Genomic DNA, 17,336 nt, shown 5'->3' on the forward strand with positions numbered 1-17,336 from the left:
CCATTTCCGATGGTTGGAGCGGGGCCGCATTCGTGCTGAACTTGCAGCCGCGACGGCGGTCTCAGCCAGCTTGAACCATCCGGCGGCATCCCTGCTGGCATGCGGCAGCAACGAAGGAGAGGGCCCGGATGGGCGAAAACGAACTCGATAGTGCGCTGGTCGAGCGGGTACAAGGGGGCGACAAGCGCGCATTCGACCTGCTGGTGCGCAAGTACCAGCACAAGGTCGTCGGCCTGATCTCCCGCTACGTCCACGACCACGCCGAATGCGAAGACGTGGCGCAGGAGGCGTTCGTGCGGGCCTGGCGGGCGATCGGCTCGTTCCGCGGCGACAGCCAGTTCTACACCTGGATGTACAAGATCGCGGTGAACACCGCCAAGAACCATCTGGTGGCGCAGGGGCGGCGTCCGCCCAGCGACGACATCGACGTGGACGACGCGGTGTTCGTGCCCGGCGCCGATCGCATGCAGGACAACGCCACGCCCGAGCGCGAACTGATGCGCCAGGAAATTGAACAAACCGTCTTTTCCACTGTCCAAGCGTTGCCCGAGGAGCTGCGGACGGCCATCACGCTGCGCGAGATGGACGGCCTCAGCTACGAGGAGATCGCCGCCGCGATGGACTGCCCCATCGGAACGGTACGTTCGCGCATCTTCCGGGCGCGCGAGGCGATCGACGAAAAACTGCGGCCGCTGCTGTCGAACCGCGAGGATCGGACATGACTGAATCCCATCGTGAAACCCTTTCCGCCGCCGTCGACGGCGAGCTGACGAAGGAGGAACTGCGCTTCCTGCTGCGCCGGCTCGACCACGACGAAGCCCTGCGCGATGCATGGGGGCGCCATCATGCGGCGCGCCACGGCCAGCGCCGGGAGTTGCCCGTGCTGGCCTCGCCCGGCTTCGCCGCCCGCGTGATGTCCGCCATCGAGGCGGAGACCGCCGTCCCGGCCGCGACCGGGCATGGCCGCGCGAGCCGCCGGCATTGGCTGCGCTGGTCCGCCGGCGGCGCGATCGCGGCGGGCGTGGCGGTGGCCGCGTTGATGGTGTCCCAGCCCACCGGCGACAGCGGCGTGCGGCGTGCGGCGCCGGCCGTCGCCAGCGCCAGCGCCAGCGCCAGCGCCAGCGCCAGCGTGGCGCCCCAGCCGCAGCAGCGGTTGGCCGAAGCCGCCGCGCAGGCGCCCGCCGCCCCGCCGGCCAGCGTGCCGCCGTGGCTCGACTCGAACGCCTGGCGCTACAGCGAGCGCGCTTCCATGACCCTGGGCGACAACGCGTCGAACGATCCGCTGCGCCCTTACCGGGTGAACCGCTACCGTACGCTCGACAACGGCGACGGCAGCTACCTGCTGCTGGTCGACCCCGCCCGCACCGCGCCACGCCGCCTGCCGCAGGCCGCCACGGCGCAGTGACCGTGGCGGTCGCCGTGACGGCCATCGTCCGCGCGACCGCCAGGCTCCATCCTTTCCGTCCCGGCCGGCCCGCGATACGGGCCGCCTCCCCGGGGCGTGTCCGCAGAAACCCAAGGAGGAAACCATGAACCGATCCCTCTGGCGCAACCTGTTCTGCTGCGCGCTTGCCATGGGCTTCGCCGCCGCCGGCATGCCGGCGCAGGCGCAGGCCGCCCCCGCCGCCGCGTTGCCCGACTTCACCGGCATCGTCAAGAAGAACGCGCCCGCCGTGGTGCATGTGGAGGCCCGCTACAGCGGCCGACGCATGAACGCGGTGCCGATGCAGGGGAGCGGTCCCGGCGACCCGCAGTGGGAGATCTTCCGCCGCTTCTTCGGCATGCCGATGCCGTCGCCGGAAGAACAGGCGCACACGTCGCTGGGGTCGGGCTTCATCATTTCGAGCGACGGCTACATCCTCACCAACAACCATGTGGTGGACCATGCCGACAAGGTCACCGTGCGCCTGCAGGACCGTCGCACGCTGACCGCCAAGGTGGTCGGCACCGACCCCACCTATGACATCGCCCTGCTCAAGGTGGATGCCGGAAGTCCGCTGCCCGCGGTGAGCATCGGCGACTCGCACACGCTCAAGCCCGGCCAGTGGGTGCTGGCGATCGGCTCGCCGTTCGGCTTCGACTACACCGTGACCCAGGGCATCGTCAGCGCGGTGGGGCGCAACCTGGGCGGCCAGGACCAGCCCGACACCTCGTTCATCCAGACCGACGTGCCGATCAACCGCGGCAACTCCGGCGGCCCGCTGTTCAACCTGCAGGGCCAGGTGGTGGGCATCAACTCGCAGATCTACTCCAACACCGGCGGTTATCTCGGCGTGTCGTTCTCGATCCCGATCGACACGGCGATGAACGCGGTGGAGCAGCTCAAGACCAAGGGCTACGTCACCCGCGGCATGCTGGGCGTGATGGTGAGGCCGGTGGACGAGGACGTGGCCAAGGCGCTCAAGCTCGACAGCGCCAATGGCGCCATCGTGGCCAGCGTGACGCCGGACAGCGGCGCGGACAAGGCTGGCATCCAGGCCGGCGACATCATCGTCGGCTACAACGGCCACGACATCCTGCAGGGCAGCGACCTGCCGCCGCTGGTGGCGATGACCAAGCCGGGCACCAAGGTGCCGGTGGAAGTGCTGCGCGATGGCAAGCGGATGACCCTGCAGGCCACCATCGGCACCATGCCGCGCGACCGCGGCGAGCGGACGGCGGGCGCGGGGCAGGGCCCCACCAGCGGCACCGGGGCACTGGGCCTGGTGGTGCAGCCGCTGGACAAGGAAACCCGCCAGCAACTGGGCCTCAAGCCGGACGAGGGCGTGGTGGTGTCCGACATCACCGGCCCGGTGGCGGCGCAGACGCTGCAGGCGGGCGACGTGATCCTGATGGTGAACCAGCAGAAGATCGGCAGCGTGGAGGCGTTCCGCAAGGCCACGGCCAACGTGAAACCGGGCGACACCATCCTGCTGCTGGTGCGCCGCGGCGACCAGACCAACTTCGTCAGCCTGAGCGTGCCGTCCAAGTCGGGCGACTGACGGGCGCCTGCCGCCTGCGCCCTCCGGCCGCGCCCGCCGCGGCCGGAGGGCGTTTCCATGCGATAATGCCGGGTTCATATCGCCATCCCGGTGATACGCTGCCGGCACCCTTGCGCGGCAGTGCAAGCTGACAGCGTGCTCCATGGAACTGATCCGCAATTTCTCCATCATCGCCCACATCGACCACGGCAAGTCGACCCTCGCCGACCGCATCATCCAGATCTGTGGCGGCCTGGCCGAGCGCGAGATGGAAGCGCAGGTGCTGGACAACAACCCGATCGAGCGCGAGCGCGGCATCACCATCAAGGCGCAGTCGGTGTCTCTGCCGTACAAGGCGCGCGACGGCAGGACCTACCAGCTGAACTTCATCGACACGCCCGGCCATGTGGATTTTTCCTACGAGGTGAGCCGTTCGCTGGCCGCCTGCGAGGGGGCGCTGCTGGTGGTGGACGCCGCCCAGGGCGTGGAAGCGCAGTCGGTGGCCAACTGCTACACCGCGGTGGAGCAGGGGCTGGAAGTGGTGCCGGTGCTCAACAAGATCGACCTGCCGACCGCCGACGTGGAGAAGGTGAAGGCCGAGATCGAGGCGGTGATCGGCATCGACGCCACCGACGCGGTGGCGGTCAGCGCCAAGACCGGCCAGAACGTCACCGAGGTGCTGGAGGCCATCGTGGCCCGCATCCCGCCGCCGAAGCCGCGCGACACCGACCGGCTGCAGGCGTTGATCATCGATTCCTGGTTCGACAACTACCTCGGCGTGGTCTCGCTGGTGCGCGTGATGCAGGGCGAGATCAAACCGGGCGACAAGCTACTGGTGATGTCCACCGGCCGCACCCACGAGGTGGACGACGTGGGCGTGTTCACGCCCAAGCGCAAGAAACTGGACAAGCTTGCGGCCGGCGAGGTGGGCTGGATCAACGCCTCGATCAAGGACGTGCACGGCGCTCCCGTGGGCGACACGCTCACCCACGCCGGCAAGCCGGCCGAGAAGCCGCTGCCCGGTTTCCAGACCATGCAGCCGCGCGTGTTCGCCGGCCTGTTCCCGGTCTCCGCCGACGACTATCCGGCGCTGCGCGAGGCGCTGGACAAGCTGCGCCTCAACGATGCCGCGCTGTTCTTCGAACCGGAAAGCTCCGAAGCGATGGGCTTCGGCTTCCGATGCGGCTTCCTCGGCATGCTGCACATGGAAATCGTGCAGGAGCGGCTGGAGCGCGAGTACGACCTCGACCTGATCACCACCGCGCCCACCGTGGTGTACGAGGTGCTGAAGACCGACGGCACGGTGATGCCGCTGGACAACCCCGCGAAACTGCCGCCGGTGCCGCAGATCGAGGAGATCCGCGAGCCGATCATCGTGGCCAGTATCCTCACCCCGCCGGACTACATCGGCAACATCATCACCCTGTGCGAGGAGAAGCGCGGCGTGCAGCGCTCGATCCAGTACCTGGCCACCCAGGTGCAGATCACCTATGAACTGCCGCTGGCCGAGGTGGTGCTGGATTTCTTCGATCGGCTGAAGTCCGTCTCGCGCGGCTATGCCTCGATGGACTACCACCATGAGCGCTTCGACGCCGGCCCGTTCGTGCGCGTGGACGTGCTGATCAACGGCGACCGCGTGGACGCGCTCTCGCTGATCGTGCATCGTTCGCATGCGGACCGGCGCGGGCGCGAGCTGGTGGAGCGGATGAAGGACCTGATCCCGCGGCAGCAGTTCGACGTGGCGATCCAGGCGGCGATCGGCGCGCAGATCATCGCGCGTTCCACGGTAAAGGCCCTGCGCAAGAACGTGCTGGCCAAATGCTACGGCGGCGACGTCAGCCGCAAGAAGAAACTTCTGGAAAAGCAGAAGGAAGGCAAGAAGCGCATGAAGCAGGTCGGCCGGGTGGAGATTCCTCAGGAAGCCTTCCTCGCCGTGCTGCGGACAGACAAGTAGAAGCGGCACTAAGGAGTAGGGCATGGAGTACGATTTTTCGGCGATCCTGCTGGGCCTCACCGTCCTGTTCGGCGTGGTCTGGGGACTGGACCGCCTGTTCCTGTACAAGAAGCGCAAGGCCAGGCTCGACGCGGCCGGCGAGGAGTACCGCGACCCGGTGCCGGTGGACTGGGCGCGCTCGCTGTTCCCGGTGGTGCTGATCGTGCTGCTGCTGCGCTCGTTCGTGGCCGAGCCGTTCCGCATCCCGTCCGGCTCGATGATGCCGACGCTGGACGTGGGCGACTTCATCCTGGTCAACAAGTTCGCCTACGGCCTGCGCCTGCCGGTGTTCAACACCAAGTTCCTCGCCACCGGCGAACCGAAGCGCGGCGACGTGGTGGTGTTCCGCTGGCCCGGCTACACCTGCCATCGTGCCGACGGCTCGGTGGTGCACGGCGGCGACCCGGACTGCGCCACGCCGGTGCCTCGGCAGAACTGGATCAAGCGCGTGATCGGCCTGCCGGGCGACACCGTGGAAGTGCGCGACAGCCGCATCATCATCAACGGCAAGCCGGTGCAGGCCGACGAGGTGGGGCCGTTCGCCGGCAATCCCGCGCGCACCGACGACAACGTGCTGTTGTCCTACGGCGCCACCATCTGGAACGAGCACCTGGGCAAGGTCAACCACCTGATCGCGCGCATGCCCGAACGCGGCCCGACGCCCGCCATTCCCAACCCGCGGGTGCCCTCGGTGGTGCCGCAGGGCTGCTACCTGGTGATGGGCGACGACCGCGAGAACAGCGAGGACAGCCGCTACTGGGGCTGCCTGCCGGAGAAGAACCTGGCCGGCAAGGCCTTCCTGATCTGGATGAGCTGGAAGGGCTGGGGCACCGGCGGGGTGGATTTCCACCGCATCGGCAAGGTCATCCACTGACCGGCGGCGCCGGTCGGCGGCTGTGTGATTCCGTGACCGCGCCGGCTGGCAGCGCGGCGCGGCGCGCGGCACAGTACGCAGCGGCCGGGTACCGGCCGGACGTTTCGTGAACAAGGCGCGCCGCATCGACGGCATGGCGAGGGGACTATGAAATCGAAGCAGACGGGCATCACCCTGATCGGATTCCTGATCGTGCTGGTCGTGGTGGCATTTTTCGGCTACATGGCGATGAAGCTGGTGCCGGCGTACAGCGAGTACATGGGCGTGGTGAAGGCGATGAACCAGGAGGCCAGCAGCGGCGTGGACGGCAAGACGCTGGACTCCATCCGCCGCGATCTGATGTACAAGTTCAGCATGCAGTACGTGGGCGACGACACCATCACCCCGAGCGACATCACCATCACCCACGACAACGGCGGCAATCAGCTGAACATCTCGTACGATAAGCAGACGGCGTTCATCTACAACATCGACTTCCTGGTCCATTTCGAGAAGAGCGTGCCGCTGCAGGGCAATCTCGCCCAGTAACGTTGTGGAACTGAACTACCGTTTTCGCGATCCCGCCCTGGCCGAGCTGGCGCTGACCCACCGCAGCGCCGGCAAGCCGAACAACGAGCGCCTGGAGTTCCTCGGCGACGCGCTGCTGGGCGCCTTCGTCGCCGAGATGCTGTACGAGGCGCACCCCAACGCCAGCGAGGGCGAGCTGTCGCGGCTGCGCGCGCAGCTGGTCAACGGCCAGGCGCTGGCGGACATCGCGCGCGAGCTGGAACTGGGCGACCGCCTGAAGCTGGGTCCGGGCGAACTGAAGAGCGGCGGCTTCCGGCGCGATTCGATCCTCGCCGACGCCTTCGAGGCGCTGCTGGCGGCGATCCACCTGGACGGAGGCCTGGAGGCCTGCCGTGGAGTGGTGCGCAGCCTGTTCGCCACACGCATCGCGACCCTGCCGCGCTCGTCCAAGGACGCCAAGACGCGCCTACAGGAATGGCTGCAGGCGCGCGGCCTGCCATTGCCGAACTACGTACTGCTCGGCACCGGCGGCGAGGAACACGCACGCGTCTTCGACGTGAGCTGCGCGATCGAGGCGCCGCTCGCGCTGGCCGCCGACGGCCGCGGCGGCAGTCGCCGCGCCGCCGAGCAGGAAGCGGCCGAAGCGGTGCTGTCCCGCTTGCTGGCGGCGCAGAAACAGGACTGACTCCATCTCCACGGCTGCCGCGCTGGCGTTCGCGCCGCCGCGGCGCCATGCTTGTGTCCCATCTCGGAAACGATCGCACCATGAACGACGAACTGGACGCCGGCGCCGATGGCGAACTGCCGCACCCGGACTACCGCTGCGGCCTGGTCGCCCTGGCCGGCCGGCCCAACGTGGGCAAGTCCACCCTGCTGAACGCGCTGATCGGCTTCCGCCTGTCCATCGTCAGCCCGCGCCCGCAGACCACCCGCCACCGCATCCTCGGCATCGCCAGCAGCGAGGCCGGTCAGGTCCTGTACGTGGATACGCCCGGCCTGCACCGCGGCGCGAAGCGGGCGATGAACCGCAGCCTCAACCGCGCCGTGCGCAGCGCCATCGGCGAGGTGGACCTGGCGGTGCAGGTGATCGAGGCCGGCCGCTGGACCGACGAGGACGAGGCGCTGTACGCCGCCCTGGCCGAGCAGAAGCTGCCGCGCCTGCTGGCGCTGAACAAGGTCGACCTGAGCAAGGACAAGGCCACGCTGCTGCCGTTCGTGGCCGAGCTTTCCGCCAGCCATCACTTCGACGCCGTGCACTACGTCAGCGCGCTCAAGCGCAAGGGCCTGGAAACCCTGCAGCATGACCTGCTGCAACGCCTGCCGGTGCGTGCGCCCATGTTCGGCGAGGACGAGGTCACCGACCGCAGCGAGCGCTTCCTCGCCGCCGAGATGGTGCGCGAGCAGCTGATGCTGCGGCTGGACCAGGAACTGCCGTACGCCACCACCGTCGAGATCGAGCAGTTCAAGGACCGCCCCGACGGCGTGGCGGAGATCCATGCCGTGATCTGGGTGGAGCGCGACGGCCAGAAGGCCATCGTGATCGGCCAGGGCGGCGCCCAGCTCAAGGCCATCGGCAGCGCCGCGCGCCGGCACATGGAGCGCATGTTCGAACGCAAGGTCTTCCTGCGCCTGTGGGTGAAGGTGCGCGAAGGCTGGGTGGACGACGAGGCGATGCTGAAGAAGCTGGGGTATACGGATTGAGGAGGAACGGGGAATGGGGAACGTGAAGGCTCCGGTGAGCATGTAGGCTGACAAGCCTCCCGGACCCCGTGGGCCTATACGTTCCCCATTTCCCGTTTCCCAGCCCCCCATGCACCTCGACCAGCAGCCCGCCTACGTCCTGCACGCGCGGCCCTACCGCGAGACCTCGCTGCTGCTGGAATGCCTCACCCGCGACCATGGCCGGCTGGGCGTGGTGGCGCGCGGGGTGCGCAGCGAGCGCGGGCGCCTGCAGCGCGCCCAGCTCGAACCGTTCCAGCCGCTGGCGCTGGACCTGCTGCTGCGCGGCGAGCTGGCGACCCTGCGCGGGGTGGACGCACCCGTCGCCCTGCCTCGGCTGCAGGGCGACGCGGCGCTGGCGGGGCTGTATGTCAACGAGCTGGTGGTACGGCTGACCGGCAGGCAGGATCCGCATCCGGAACTGTTCCAGGCCTACGCCCTGGCGTTGGCGCGACTGGGCGCGGGAGAACCGCTGGCATGGACCCTGCGGCGCTTCGAGCGCGACCTGCTGGAAGCGCTGGGATATGCGCTGCAGCTGGAACACGAGGCCGACTCCGGCGCGCCGCTGGCGCCGGAAGGCTGCTACCGCTACGACGTGGAGCAGGGCGCGCGGCCGGTCGCCGCCATGGTACCGGGCGCCCTGCGCGGCCAGGACCTGCTTGCCCTGGCGCGGGACCGCATGCCCGGCGCTGCCGGCCTGGCGGCGCTGCGCGGGCTGATGCGCACGGTGATCCGCTTCCACCTGGGCGGCGGCGAACTGCGCGCCTGGCGTGTGCTGTCCGGGGCCCTGGCCGCACGACCCCGCCCGGATTGAGGACAACTGCCGGGCGCGCTCAGGCCGGTTCGTTCGCCAGCGCCTGCAGGGTGGCCTGCAGGGTATCGCGGAAGGCGCCGAGCGGCAGGGGCGCGTCCGGCGCCGCCTCGGCGAGCTGCCGCTGCAGCGAGACGGTGGCCTCGCCCAGCGCGGCGGCGCCGCAGAAGCCGCAGGAGGAGCGCAGGCGGTGCAGGCGTTCGGTCAGGGCGGCGCGGTCGGCGCCGAGACGCTCCAGTTCGCGGTCCAGCGCCAGCAGTTCCTCGCGCAGCAGCTGGCGCAGGGCGCGCATGGTGCGGGCGTCGCCGGTGCTGGCCAGCGCCGCGGGGTCGTCGAGCAGGGGTGGGCGATCACGGCCCAGCGCCCAGATGCGCGCCAGCGAGTGCAGGTCGCAGGGCTTGAGCAGGATGTCGCCGAAGCCCGCGGCCAGCAGGCGGCGACGCTCGGCGGCGTCCACCTCGGCGCTGGTCGCCACCGCCGGGCTGCGGCGCGAGGCCGCCCCCAGGTCGGCACGCACGGCCTCCAGCACCGCCAGGGCGCCGGCGCCGGGCATGCGGCAGTCCAGCAGCAGCAGGTCGAAGCGGACGCGGCGCGCCAGCGCCAGCGCGGAGGTGCCGTCCTCGCAGGTGGTCACGTCGGCGCCGAGCTGGCGCAGGCCATCGCCAAGGAAACGCCGGCTGGCCGGGTCGTCGTCGGCGACCAGCACGCGTGGCGTGGAGGCGGCATCGGGCAGCGGACTGGCGGCGGCCGGCATGACGAAATCCTTCTCGTTCATCTGAGTTTGGCAGAATGGCGCGGCATGCGTTTCTTATCAAGCCGCCTTCTGCTGTTTCTGTGCGCGTTGTCGTGCGCCCTGGCAAGCGTGCCGGCGCGGGCCGACGTGACTCTGGCCGCCCGGCGCCTCGAGCTTGCCGGGGTAAGCCTGCAGGACGTGCGCCTGCGCATCGCTCCCGGCGCCGACGCCGGCACCCTGCAGCTGGACCTGCAGGCGGCCAGGGCGGACATCCCGGCGCTGGGCTGGCGCCGCATCGGCGTCGATCTTGCCGGCGTGCTCCAGCGCGACGCGCAACTGCGCTGGATGTTCGACGGTACCGCGCAACTGGCCGGCGCCCCGGGCCGGGCGCTGGAGCACGCGCAACTGTTCCTGACTGTCGACGATGCCTCCAACACCCTGCAGGTGGCCCTGGCCCAGGGCAAGGCGCAACTGGATGCCGCGCTGCCGCTGGACCAGCCCAGCCACGCCCAGATCAGCCTGAAGCAACTGCCCGCCGGCTGGCTGCAGGGCCTGCTCGGCATGGCCTGGTCCGGCCACGTCACCGGCGGCCGGGTGGACGCGGAACTGGCGCTGGACGTGCGCGGCGACGGCATCCAGACCTCCGGCGACTTCACCCTGGCCGGCATCGGCTTCGACACGCCCGCCGGCACGCTGGCGGGGCAGGGGCTGGGCGCCCGCGCCCGGCTGGACATCGACACCACCGGCGGCGCCGCCGAGATCGGTTTCGACGGCACCCTGCACGGCGGGGAACTGCTGCTGGGCCCGGTGTTCGCCCGCCTGCCGGACCACGCGGTGCAACTGGGGCTGAGCGCCCGGTCCAGCCACGGCGCCATCGCGCTGGACCGGCTCAAGGTGACCGATCCCGGCGCGCTGCAACTGGACGGCAACCTGGCCTTCGACGCCCGGGGCGCGCTGCGCACACTGCGCCTGAACCGCCTGCACGCCGATTTTCCGGCCGCCTACCAGCGCTATGGCCAGGCCTGGCTGAACACGCTGGGCCTGCAGAACCTGACCGTTACCGGCGCCCTCGATGGCCATCTCGACCTGGAGCCGGACGGGCTGCACAGCTTCGCCTTCCGCACCGGCGGACTGGATCTGGCCGACGGCGCCGGCCGGCTGGCGGTCGCCCGGCTGCGCGGCGGCCTGGACTGGTCGGCCCGGGGCGAACGACCGGCGACCACGCTGGCCTGGGACGGCATCCGGGTGTACCGGATCGCCAACGGCGCCGCCAGCTCGCACTGGCAGAGCCGTGGCGGCGGGCTGGTGCTGCAGCAGCCGCTGGTGGTGCCGGTGCTGGGCGGCCAGTTGCGGGTCGGTTCGCTGGACTGGCGCCCGGCGGCCGCGAAAGGCCAGCGCCTGTCCACCGCGCTGGTGCTGACCGGCGTGGACATGCGCGCCTTCAGCAAGGCGGTGGGCTGGCCGCAGTTCCCGGGCACCCTGGGCGGCGCGGTGCCGTCGCTGCGCTGGGCGGACGACCGCATCGTGCTGGACGGCGGGCTGTCGCTCAACGTGTTCGGCGGCTTCGTCGACATCACCCGGATGACGCTGCAGCAGCCGTTCGGCACCAGCCCGGTGCTGACCGGTGACGTGGCGCTGAAGCAGCTCGACCTGGGCGCGCTCACCAGCGTGTTCGACTTCGGCAGCATCACCGGCCGCATGGACGGCCGCATCGACGACCTGCGCCTGGTCGACTGGACGCCGGTGGCGTTCAAGGCCTCGCTGCTGGCCGGCGGCGGCGGGCGGATCAGCCAGCGCGCGGTGAACAACCTCACCACCGTGGGTGGCGGCGGCATCGCCGGCGGGTTGCAGGGCGCGGTGCTGAAGCTGTTCAAGAACTTCTCGTACAAGCGCATCGGCCTCAGCTGCACGCTGCAGGCCGACGTATGCCAGATGGGTGGCCTCGACGGCGGTCCCGACGGCTACACTATCGTCGAAGGCAGCGGGTTGCCGCACTTGCACGTGATCGGCCACCAGTCCCGGGTGGACTGGCCGACCCTGGTGCAGCGCCTGAAGGCGGCCGTCGAAGGCGCGGCACCGGAAATCCGCTGACACCCGTTCCCCACGGAGACCCCCATGCGCAAGCTCGTCTATGGATTGCTGACCCTGCTGATCGTCGCCCTGGTGGGGTGCGTCACCATCAACGTCTATTTCCCCGCCGCGGCGGCGCAGAAGGCAGCCGACCAGTTCATCGGCAACGTGCTCGACGGCGACGCCGCTCCCGCGCAGCCGGCACCGAAGCCCGACGCGTCCACGCCGCCGGGCAACCGGCCCTCGGCCATGCTGCTCGACCTGCTGGTGCCGGCCGCGCAGGCGGCCGATACCCCCAACCTGCGCGTGCAGACCGCCACCACCGAGGCGATCCGCCAGCGCATGCGCACCCGCTTCGAGAACAGCCTGAAGGCGATGCTCGACAGCGGCGCCATCGGCTTCACCAACGACGGCCTGGTGGCCCTGCACGACGCCAGCAAGGTGCCGCTGGCGCAGCGCGCCCAGCTCAACACCGCGATCGCCGACGAAAACCGCGACCGCGACGCGCTGTACCGCGAGATCGCCAGCGCCAACAACCACCCGGAATGGGAAGCGCAGATCCGTGCCACCTTCGCCAAGGGCTGGATCAGCCATGCCCGCGCCGGCTGGTATTATCAGGACGCCTCCGGGGCCTGGAAGCGCAAATAGGCGCAGCCGCCCCGTCCACCCGATCGCCGCGCCCGGGTTCACGACCCGGGCGCGCCTGTTTGCAGGCCCATGAAAGAATACGAAGCCACCATCACCGACTTCACCCACGACGGCAAGGGCGTGGCGCGCATCGACGGCAAGGCCGTGTTCGTCGCCGGCGCATTGCAGGACGAGCGCGTGCGCCTGGCCATCCGCAGGCGCCACCGCACCTACGACGAGGCCGAGACGGTCGAGCTGCTGGAACGCTCGCCGCACCGGGTCGAGCCGAAGTGCCCGCATTTCGGCCAGTGCGGCGGCTGCTCGCTGCAGCACCTGGACGCCGCCGCGCAGATCGCCATGAAGCAGCGCGTGCTGGCCGAGAACTTCGCCCGCATCGGCAAGGTGGAGCCGGAAAGCTGGCTGCCGCCGCTGACCGGCGAGCCCTGGGGCTACCGCCGCAAGGGGCGCCTGTCGGTGCGTTCGGTGCCGAAGAAGGGGCGCGTGCTGGTGGGTTTCCGCGAGGAATCCAACCCGCGCTACGTGGCCGACATCGGCCGCTGCGAGGTGATCCACCCGCGCATCGGCGAGCGCATCGCGGCGCTGTCGGAACGGGTCGGCACGCTGGAGGCCGCCGCCGACATCGCGCAGATCGAGTTCGCCGCCGGCGACGACGCCGTGGCGCTGGTGTTCCGCCACCTCAAGCCGCTCGGCGAGCGCGACCGCGAGGCGCTGGCCGCGTTCGGCCGCGAGCACGGCTTCGCCATCTACCTGCAGCCCGGCGGTGTCAGCAGCGTGCACCCGCTGTGGCCGGAAGAGCCGCGGCTGGCGTTCCGGCTCGATCCGGGTGCCGGCGCCGATCCGGTGGAGCTGGAATTCCGCCCGCTGGACTTCGTGCAGGTCAACGCCGGCATGAACCAGCGCATGCTGGCGCACGCAATGGCATTGCTCGACCCGCAGCCCGGCGACCGGGTGCTCGACCTGTTCTGCGGCCTGGGCAACTTCACCCTGCCGATCGCGCGGCGCGTGGCCGAGGTGGCCGGCGTGGAGGGCGAGCATGGCCTGGTCGAGCGCGCCGGCGACAACGCCGCGCGCAACGGCATCGGCAACGCGCGCTTCCACGTCGCCAACCTGTTCGAGGACCAGCGCGGCGCCGACTGGGCGCGCCAGCCGTGGGACAAACTGCTGCTTGACCCGCCGCGCGCCGGCGCCGACAAGGTGCTGGACTACCTGCCGCACAAGGCGACGAAGCGCATCGTCTACGTCTCGTGCCACCCGGCCTCGCTGGCGCGCGACGCCGGCCTCCTGGTGCATAGGCATGGCTTCCGGCTGGTGTCCGCGGGGGTGATGGACATGTTTCCGCACACCGCGCACGTGGAGTCGATTGCGCTGTTCGAGCGCTGATCCAGCGCATGGGCCGGCGGGGCTTGCCTCGACGCAAGTATTCCCCCACCGCCATTCCCGCGAAAGCGGGAATCCAGCCGAATACTCGTGCGCAGCACGCAAAGCCGGTTTCGTGATTGGATTCCGGCCTGCGCCGGAATGACGAGCAAGGGCGGAGCGCACTACCGCAGGTACTCCACTTCGAGAGACGGAACACCCATGCCCATCGAGATCGAACGCAAATTCCTGTTGAGCGGCGACGGCTGGCGCGGGCAGGTCGCGCGCAGCGAGCGCATCGCGCAGGGCTACCTGGTCGGCGCGCAGGCGATCCGCGACGGCGGCGCGCGCGCCTCGGTGCGGGTACGCCGCAGCGGCGGGCGGGCCTGGCTCAACATCAAGGCTGCGCGGCCGGGCGTGGAACGCGCCGAGTACGAGGTGGCGCTGCCGCCGGACGAGGCCGACGAGATGCTGGCCACGCTGTGCGACGGCGTGCTGGAGAAGGTCCGCCACTACGTCAGCGTGGACGGCGCGCTGTTCGAGATCGACGAGTTCCTCGGCGCCAACGCCGGCCTGGTGCTGGCCGAGATCGAGTTGCCGGCGGCCGATGCGCCGTTCCCGCGCCCGCCCTGGCTGGGCCGCGAGGTGAGCGCGCTGGCGCGCTACTACAATGTCAACCTGATCGCGCACCCGTACGCCGCGTGGTCGGCGGCCGAGCGCGCGGCCGCCGACGGAGAACCTTGCTGATGCTGCTGATCGGCCTGGCCGGCACCGGGATCGCCGAGCGCGAACGCGCCTGGCTCGCCGCCCCCGGCGTGGCGGGCGTGATCCTGTTCGCACGCAACTACGCCAGCCGCGATCAGTTGATCGCGCTCACCGAAGCCATCCGCGAGGCCGGCGGCGAGCACCTGCTGGTGGCGGTGGACCAGGAAGGCGGCCCGGTGCAGCGCTTCCGCGACGGCTTCACCCGGCTGCCGGCGCTGGCGAAGATCGGCGCGGTGTTCGACCGCGACCCCGAGGAGGCCGTGCGCCTGGCCGAGGAACACGCCTGGGTGATGGCCGGCGAGCTGCGCGCCAGCGGCGTGGACTTCAGCTTCGCCCCGGTGGCGGACCTGGCGCGCGGAAACGCGGCGATCGGCCCGCGCGCCTTCCACGCCGATCCCGAGGTCGCCGCCGAACTGACCGCCGCCTACGTGCGCGGCATGCACCTGGGCGGCATGGCGGCGGTGCTCAAGCACTTCCCGGGGCACGGCTCGGTGGCCGCCGACACGCACAAGGCGCAGGCGATCGACCCGCGCCCGCTCGACGCGATCCGCGCCGCCGACCTGCGCCCGTTCGCGGAAGCCATGGCCGCGCATGCCGAGGCGGTGATGATGGCGCACGTGGTCTATCCCGCCGTGGACGCGCAGCCGGCCGGCTATTCGCGGGTGTGGATCGAGCAGGTCCTGCGCGGCGAGCTGGGCTTCGCCGGCGTGGTGGTCAGCGACGACATCAGCATGGCCGCCGCCGGCGTAGCCGGCAGCGTGGCGGGCCGCGTGCAGGCGCACCTCGCCGCCGGCTGCGACCTGGTGCTGGCCTGCTTCCCCGAGGTGGTGGAGGAAGCCATCGCCGCCGTGCCCGCGCCGCCTCCCGCCGCCCGCGAACGCCTGTCGCCCCTGCGCGGCGCCATCGGCGCCAGCTGGGGCGGGCTGCTCGACAACCCGCAACGCGACCGTTTCGTCGCCCGCATCACGGCGCTCGACGCCGAGGACCCCGCATGACTGCAATGATCCCCCCGCTGGCCGAGGCGCTGGCCCGCGCCGACGTGCTGTTCGACCGCGCCGAGCTGGAAACCGTGATCGCCGACCTGGGCCGGCGCATCGACGCCGCGCTGGACGGCGAGCGCGCGGTGTTCCTCACCGTGATGAACGGCGCGCTGATGTTCGCCGGCCAGCTGGCGCTGTCGATCCGCACCGACCTGGAGTTCGACTACGTGCACGCCACCCGCTACCGCGGCGAAACCCGCGGCAGCGAGCTGCACTGGCTGCGCGAGCCCGCGGCCGACCTGCGCGACCGCACCGTGCTGCTGGTGGACGACATCCTCGACGAAGGCCACACCCTGAAGGCGGTGCGCGACGACTGCCTGCGCCGCGGCGCGAAGCGGGTGCTGATCGCCAGCCTGTGCAGCAAGCGCCACGACCGGCTGGTCGAAGGCGTCGCCTCGGACTTCAACGGCGTCGAGCTGCCCGACCGCTACGTGTTCGGCTACGGCATGGACTACCACGAGCAGGGCCGCAACCTGCCAGCCATCTACGCGCTGCGCTGAGCGCACACGCCAGGGACGCCCCATGAACCTCCTAGGCCTCTCCGGCAGCCTGCGCCGGGCCTCGTTCAACACCGCGCTGCTGCATGCCGCGCGGGAGCTGGCGCCGCCGGGCGCCGCCATCGCCATCCACGACCTGCACGGCCTGCCGCTGTTCGACCAGGACGTGGAAGAGCAGGGCGACCCCGCGCCGGTCGCCGCGCTCAAGGACGCGGTGGCGCGGGCCGATGCGCTGCTGCTGGCGTGTCCCGAATACAACGGCGGCATCACCGGGGTGCTGAAGAACGCCATCGACTGGATCTCGCGGCCGGGCAGCGCGCGGCAGTCCGCCCCGCTGGCCGGCAAACGCGTGTGCATCGTCGGCGCGAGCCCCGGCGTCACCGGCACGGTGCGCGCGCAGGACCAGCTGCGGCTGGTGCTGCGCCGCGCCGGCGCCACGGTCGAGCCGCAGGGCGAGGTGCTGGTGTTCCAGGCGCACACCAAGATCGTCGACGGCCGGCTGGCCGACGAGCGCACCCGCGAGCTGCTGGCACGCCATCTCCACCATTTCCTCGGAACCCTGGCATGAGCAACCCCCAGATCGACCTGGCCGTGATCGGCGGCAGCGGCCTGTACGACTTCCCCGGCCTGCAGAACGCTTCGCGGCACGCGGTGGACACGCCTTACGGACCGGCCTCGGGCAAGGTGGTGGTGGGCGATTTCGCCGGCCGCCGGGTGGCCTTCCTGGCGCGCCACGGCGAAAGCCACAGCCTGCCGCCGCACCGGGTGAACTACCGGGCCAACCTGTGGGCGCTGCATCACCTGGGCGCGCGCAAGGTGGTGGGCGTCAACGCGGTGGGCGGCATCCGCGCCGACATGGGGCCGCGCGCCATCGTGGTGCCGGACCAGGTCATCGACTACACCCACGGCCGCGCCACCAGCTTCTGCGACGTCGACGGCGCCGAGGTGAGGCACATCGACTTCAGCGAACCCTATACCGGCTCGCTGCGGCAGGAACTGCTGGCGGCGGCCCGCCACGCCGGCGTGGCGGCGATCGACGGCGGCTGCTACGGCGCCACCCAGGGCCCGCGGCTGGAAACCCGCGCCGAGATCGCGCGCATGAGGCGCGACGGCTGCGACCTGGTCGGCATGACCGGCATGCCGGAGGCGGCGCTGGCGCGCGAGCTGGACCTGGCGTACGCCTGCCTCGCGCTGGTGGCCAACTTCGCCGCCGGCTGCGGCGACGAGGCGGAAATCAGCATCGAGGAAATCTTCGCCCACCTCGCGGCCGCCACCGCCCGCGTGCCGCCGATCGTCGCCGGCCTGCTCAAAAGCTGAGCAGGCCGGCGGGTATGGCGCACGCCACGCCATTCCACATATTGCG

The 17,336-nt window shown here is 70.7% G+C and carries 18 protein-coding genes; 17 read left to right on the forward strand and 1 reads right to left on the reverse strand.

The genetic code is table 11. The features are described 5' to 3' along the window. Nucleotides 1–128 precede the first annotated feature (128 nt). The 9 genes from rpoE to recO all read left to right on the forward strand — a co-directional run bounded on the left by rpoE (nt 129) and on the right by recO (nt 8,867). Nucleotides 129–722, forward strand: coding sequence for an RNA polymerase sigma factor RpoE (gene rpoE / locus QMK61_RS07735; protein ID WP_302071591.1), 594 nt, complete (start codon nt 129–131; stop codon nt 720–722). Continuing rightward, nucleotides 719–1,405: a sigma-E factor negative regulatory protein gene (locus QMK61_RS07740; RefSeq protein WP_302071593.1), complete on the forward strand. Its 687-nt coding sequence runs from the start codon at nt 719–721 to the stop codon at nt 1,403–1,405. The genes rpoE and QMK61_RS07740 overlap by 4 nt, the downstream gene beginning before the upstream one ends. 124 nt (nt 1,406–1,529) lie before the next feature. Further along, nucleotides 1,530–2,981, forward strand: a complete 1,452-nt coding sequence (locus tag QMK61_RS07745; protein ID WP_302071595.1) for a DegQ family serine endoprotease — start codon at nt 1,530–1,532, stop codon at nt 2,979–2,981. 142 nt (nt 2,982–3,123) lie between these two features. Further along, complete coding sequence (gene lepA / locus QMK61_RS07750; RefSeq protein ID WP_302071597.1) at nt 3,124–4,914, forward strand: translation elongation factor 4; 1,791 nt, start codon at nt 3,124–3,126, stop codon at nt 4,912–4,914. A gap of 22 nt (nt 4,915–4,936) precedes the next feature. Further along, on the forward strand, nt 4,937–5,827 hold the full coding sequence (gene lepB, locus QMK61_RS07755) for a signal peptidase I (RefSeq protein WP_302071599.1): 891 nt from the start codon (nt 4,937–4,939) through the stop codon (nt 5,825–5,827). Between the two features lie 147 nt (nt 5,828–5,974). Further along, nucleotides 5,975–6,355 carry a DUF4845 domain-containing protein gene (locus QMK61_RS07760; protein WP_302071600.1) on the forward strand — a complete coding sequence of 127 codons (381 nt, stop codon included), beginning with the start codon at nt 5,975–5,977 and terminating at the stop codon, nt 6,353–6,355. A 4-nt stretch (nt 6,356–6,359) separates the two neighbouring features. Beyond that, entirely contained in the window at nt 6,360–7,019 is a 660-nt protein-coding gene (gene rnc, locus QMK61_RS07765; RefSeq protein ID WP_302071601.1) for a ribonuclease III, read from the forward strand. 80 nt (nt 7,020–7,099) lie between these two features. Next, a complete protein-coding gene (gene era, locus QMK61_RS07770) occupies nt 7,100–8,035 on the forward strand; it encodes a GTPase Era (RefSeq protein ID WP_302071602.1) in 936 nt (311 codons plus the stop codon). 109 nt (nt 8,036–8,144) lie between these two features. Further along, nucleotides 8,145–8,867 carry a DNA repair protein RecO gene (gene recO / locus QMK61_RS07775; RefSeq protein ID WP_302071603.1) on the forward strand — a complete coding sequence of 241 codons (723 nt, stop codon included), beginning with the start codon at nt 8,145–8,147 and terminating at the stop codon, nt 8,865–8,867. Between the two features lie 19 nt (nt 8,868–8,886). Here the strand turns inward: recO and QMK61_RS07780 are convergent, their stop codons facing one another. After that, nucleotides 8,887–9,618 (reverse strand): hybrid sensor histidine kinase/response regulator, encoded by a 732-nt coding sequence (locus QMK61_RS07780; protein WP_302071604.1) that lies wholly within the window; start codon nt 9,616–9,618, stop codon nt 8,887–8,889. A 45-nt stretch (nt 9,619–9,663) separates the two neighbouring features. On the opposite strand from QMK61_RS07780, the gene QMK61_RS07785 reads away from it, so the two are divergent. From QMK61_RS07785 to QMK61_RS07820, 8 genes are all read left to right on the forward strand, one after another. Beyond that, on the forward strand, nt 9,664–11,688 hold the full coding sequence (locus QMK61_RS07785) for a hypothetical protein (protein WP_302071605.1): 2,025 nt from the start codon (nt 9,664–9,666) through the stop codon (nt 11,686–11,688). A 24-nt stretch (nt 11,689–11,712) separates the two neighbouring features. Continuing rightward, the gene (locus QMK61_RS07790; RefSeq protein WP_302071606.1) at nt 11,713–12,315 is read left to right on the forward strand and encodes a YdbL family protein; all 603 of its coding nucleotides are present in this window, start codon (nt 11,713–11,715) and stop codon (nt 12,313–12,315) included. A gap of 69 nt (nt 12,316–12,384) precedes the next feature. Next, complete coding sequence (rlmD, locus tag QMK61_RS07795; RefSeq protein WP_302071607.1) at nt 12,385–13,695, forward strand: 23S rRNA (uracil(1939)-C(5))-methyltransferase RlmD; 1,311 nt, start codon at nt 12,385–12,387, stop codon at nt 13,693–13,695. Nucleotides 13,696–13,893: 198 nt separating this feature from the next. After that, nucleotides 13,894–14,418, forward strand: coding sequence for a CYTH domain-containing protein (locus tag QMK61_RS07800; protein WP_302071608.1), 525 nt, complete (start codon nt 13,894–13,896; stop codon nt 14,416–14,418). Continuing rightward, nucleotides 14,418–15,431 carry a beta-N-acetylhexosaminidase gene (nagZ, locus tag QMK61_RS07805; protein ID WP_302071610.1) on the forward strand — a complete coding sequence of 338 codons (1,014 nt, stop codon included), beginning with the start codon at nt 14,418–14,420 and terminating at the stop codon, nt 15,429–15,431. The genes QMK61_RS07800 and nagZ overlap by 1 nt, the downstream gene beginning before the upstream one ends. Then, nucleotides 15,428–15,976 carry a hypoxanthine-guanine phosphoribosyltransferase gene (locus QMK61_RS07810; protein ID WP_302071612.1) on the forward strand — a complete coding sequence of 183 codons (549 nt, stop codon included), beginning with the start codon at nt 15,428–15,430 and terminating at the stop codon, nt 15,974–15,976. Before nagZ ends, QMK61_RS07810 begins: the two co-directional genes overlap by 4 nt. A 22-nt stretch (nt 15,977–15,998) precedes the next feature. Next, nucleotides 15,999–16,541 (forward strand): NADPH-dependent FMN reductase, encoded by a 543-nt coding sequence (locus tag QMK61_RS07815; RefSeq protein ID WP_302071614.1) that lies wholly within the window; start codon nt 15,999–16,001, stop codon nt 16,539–16,541. Next, entirely contained in the window at nt 16,538–17,290 is a 753-nt protein-coding gene (locus QMK61_RS07820) for an S-methyl-5'-thioinosine phosphorylase (protein ID WP_302071616.1), read from the forward strand. Before QMK61_RS07815 ends, QMK61_RS07820 begins: the two co-directional genes overlap by 4 nt. Nucleotides 17,291–17,336 lie beyond the last annotated feature (46 nt).

It is taken from the genome of Fulvimonas sp. R45, from assembly GCF_030504985.1.
Classification (GTDB): Bacteria; Pseudomonadota; Gammaproteobacteria; order Xanthomonadales; family Rhodanobacteraceae; genus Rhodanobacter_A.

Coding starts and splice junctions, on each gene's coding strand:
- QMK61_RS07740 (WP_302071593.1), top strand. CDS start 719: ATGACTGAATCCCATCGTGAAACCCTTTCCGCCGCCGTCGACGGCGAG.
- QMK61_RS07810 (WP_302071612.1), top strand. CDS start 15,428: ATGACTGCAATGATCCCCCCGCTGGCCGAGGCGCTGGCCCGCGCCGAC.
- era (WP_302071602.1), top strand. CDS start 7,100: ATGAACGACGAACTGGACGCCGGCGCCGATGGCGAACTGCCGCACCCG.
- QMK61_RS07800 (WP_302071608.1), top strand. CDS start 13,894: ATGCCCATCGAGATCGAACGCAAATTCCTGTTGAGCGGCGACGGCTGG.
- QMK61_RS07785 (WP_302071605.1), top strand. CDS start 9,664: ATGCGTTTCTTATCAAGCCGCCTTCTGCTGTTTCTGTGCGCGTTGTCG.
- rlmD (WP_302071607.1), top strand. CDS start 12,385: ATGAAAGAATACGAAGCCACCATCACCGACTTCACCCACGACGGCAAG.
- lepB (WP_302071599.1), top strand. CDS start 4,937: ATGGAGTACGATTTTTCGGCGATCCTGCTGGGCCTCACCGTCCTGTTC.
- QMK61_RS07820 (WP_302071616.1), top strand. CDS start 16,538: ATGAGCAACCCCCAGATCGACCTGGCCGTGATCGGCGGCAGCGGCCTG.
- QMK61_RS07760 (WP_302071600.1), top strand. CDS start 5,975: ATGAAATCGAAGCAGACGGGCATCACCCTGATCGGATTCCTGATCGTG.
- nagZ (WP_302071610.1), top strand. CDS start 14,418: ATGCTGCTGATCGGCCTGGCCGGCACCGGGATCGCCGAGCGCGAACGC.
- lepA (WP_302071597.1), top strand. CDS start 3,124: ATGGAACTGATCCGCAATTTCTCCATCATCGCCCACATCGACCACGGC.
- QMK61_RS07780 (WP_302071604.1), bottom strand. CDS start 9,618: ATGCCGGCCGCCGCCAGTCCGCTGCCCGATGCCGCCTCCACGCCACGC.
- QMK61_RS07815 (WP_302071614.1), top strand. CDS start 15,999: ATGAACCTCCTAGGCCTCTCCGGCAGCCTGCGCCGGGCCTCGTTCAAC.
- rpoE (WP_302071591.1), top strand. CDS start 129: ATGGGCGAAAACGAACTCGATAGTGCGCTGGTCGAGCGGGTACAAGGG.
- QMK61_RS07745 (WP_302071595.1), top strand. CDS start 1,530: ATGAACCGATCCCTCTGGCGCAACCTGTTCTGCTGCGCGCTTGCCATG.
- QMK61_RS07790 (WP_302071606.1), top strand. CDS start 11,713: ATGCGCAAGCTCGTCTATGGATTGCTGACCCTGCTGATCGTCGCCCTG.
- recO (WP_302071603.1), top strand. CDS start 8,145: ATGCACCTCGACCAGCAGCCCGCCTACGTCCTGCACGCGCGGCCCTAC.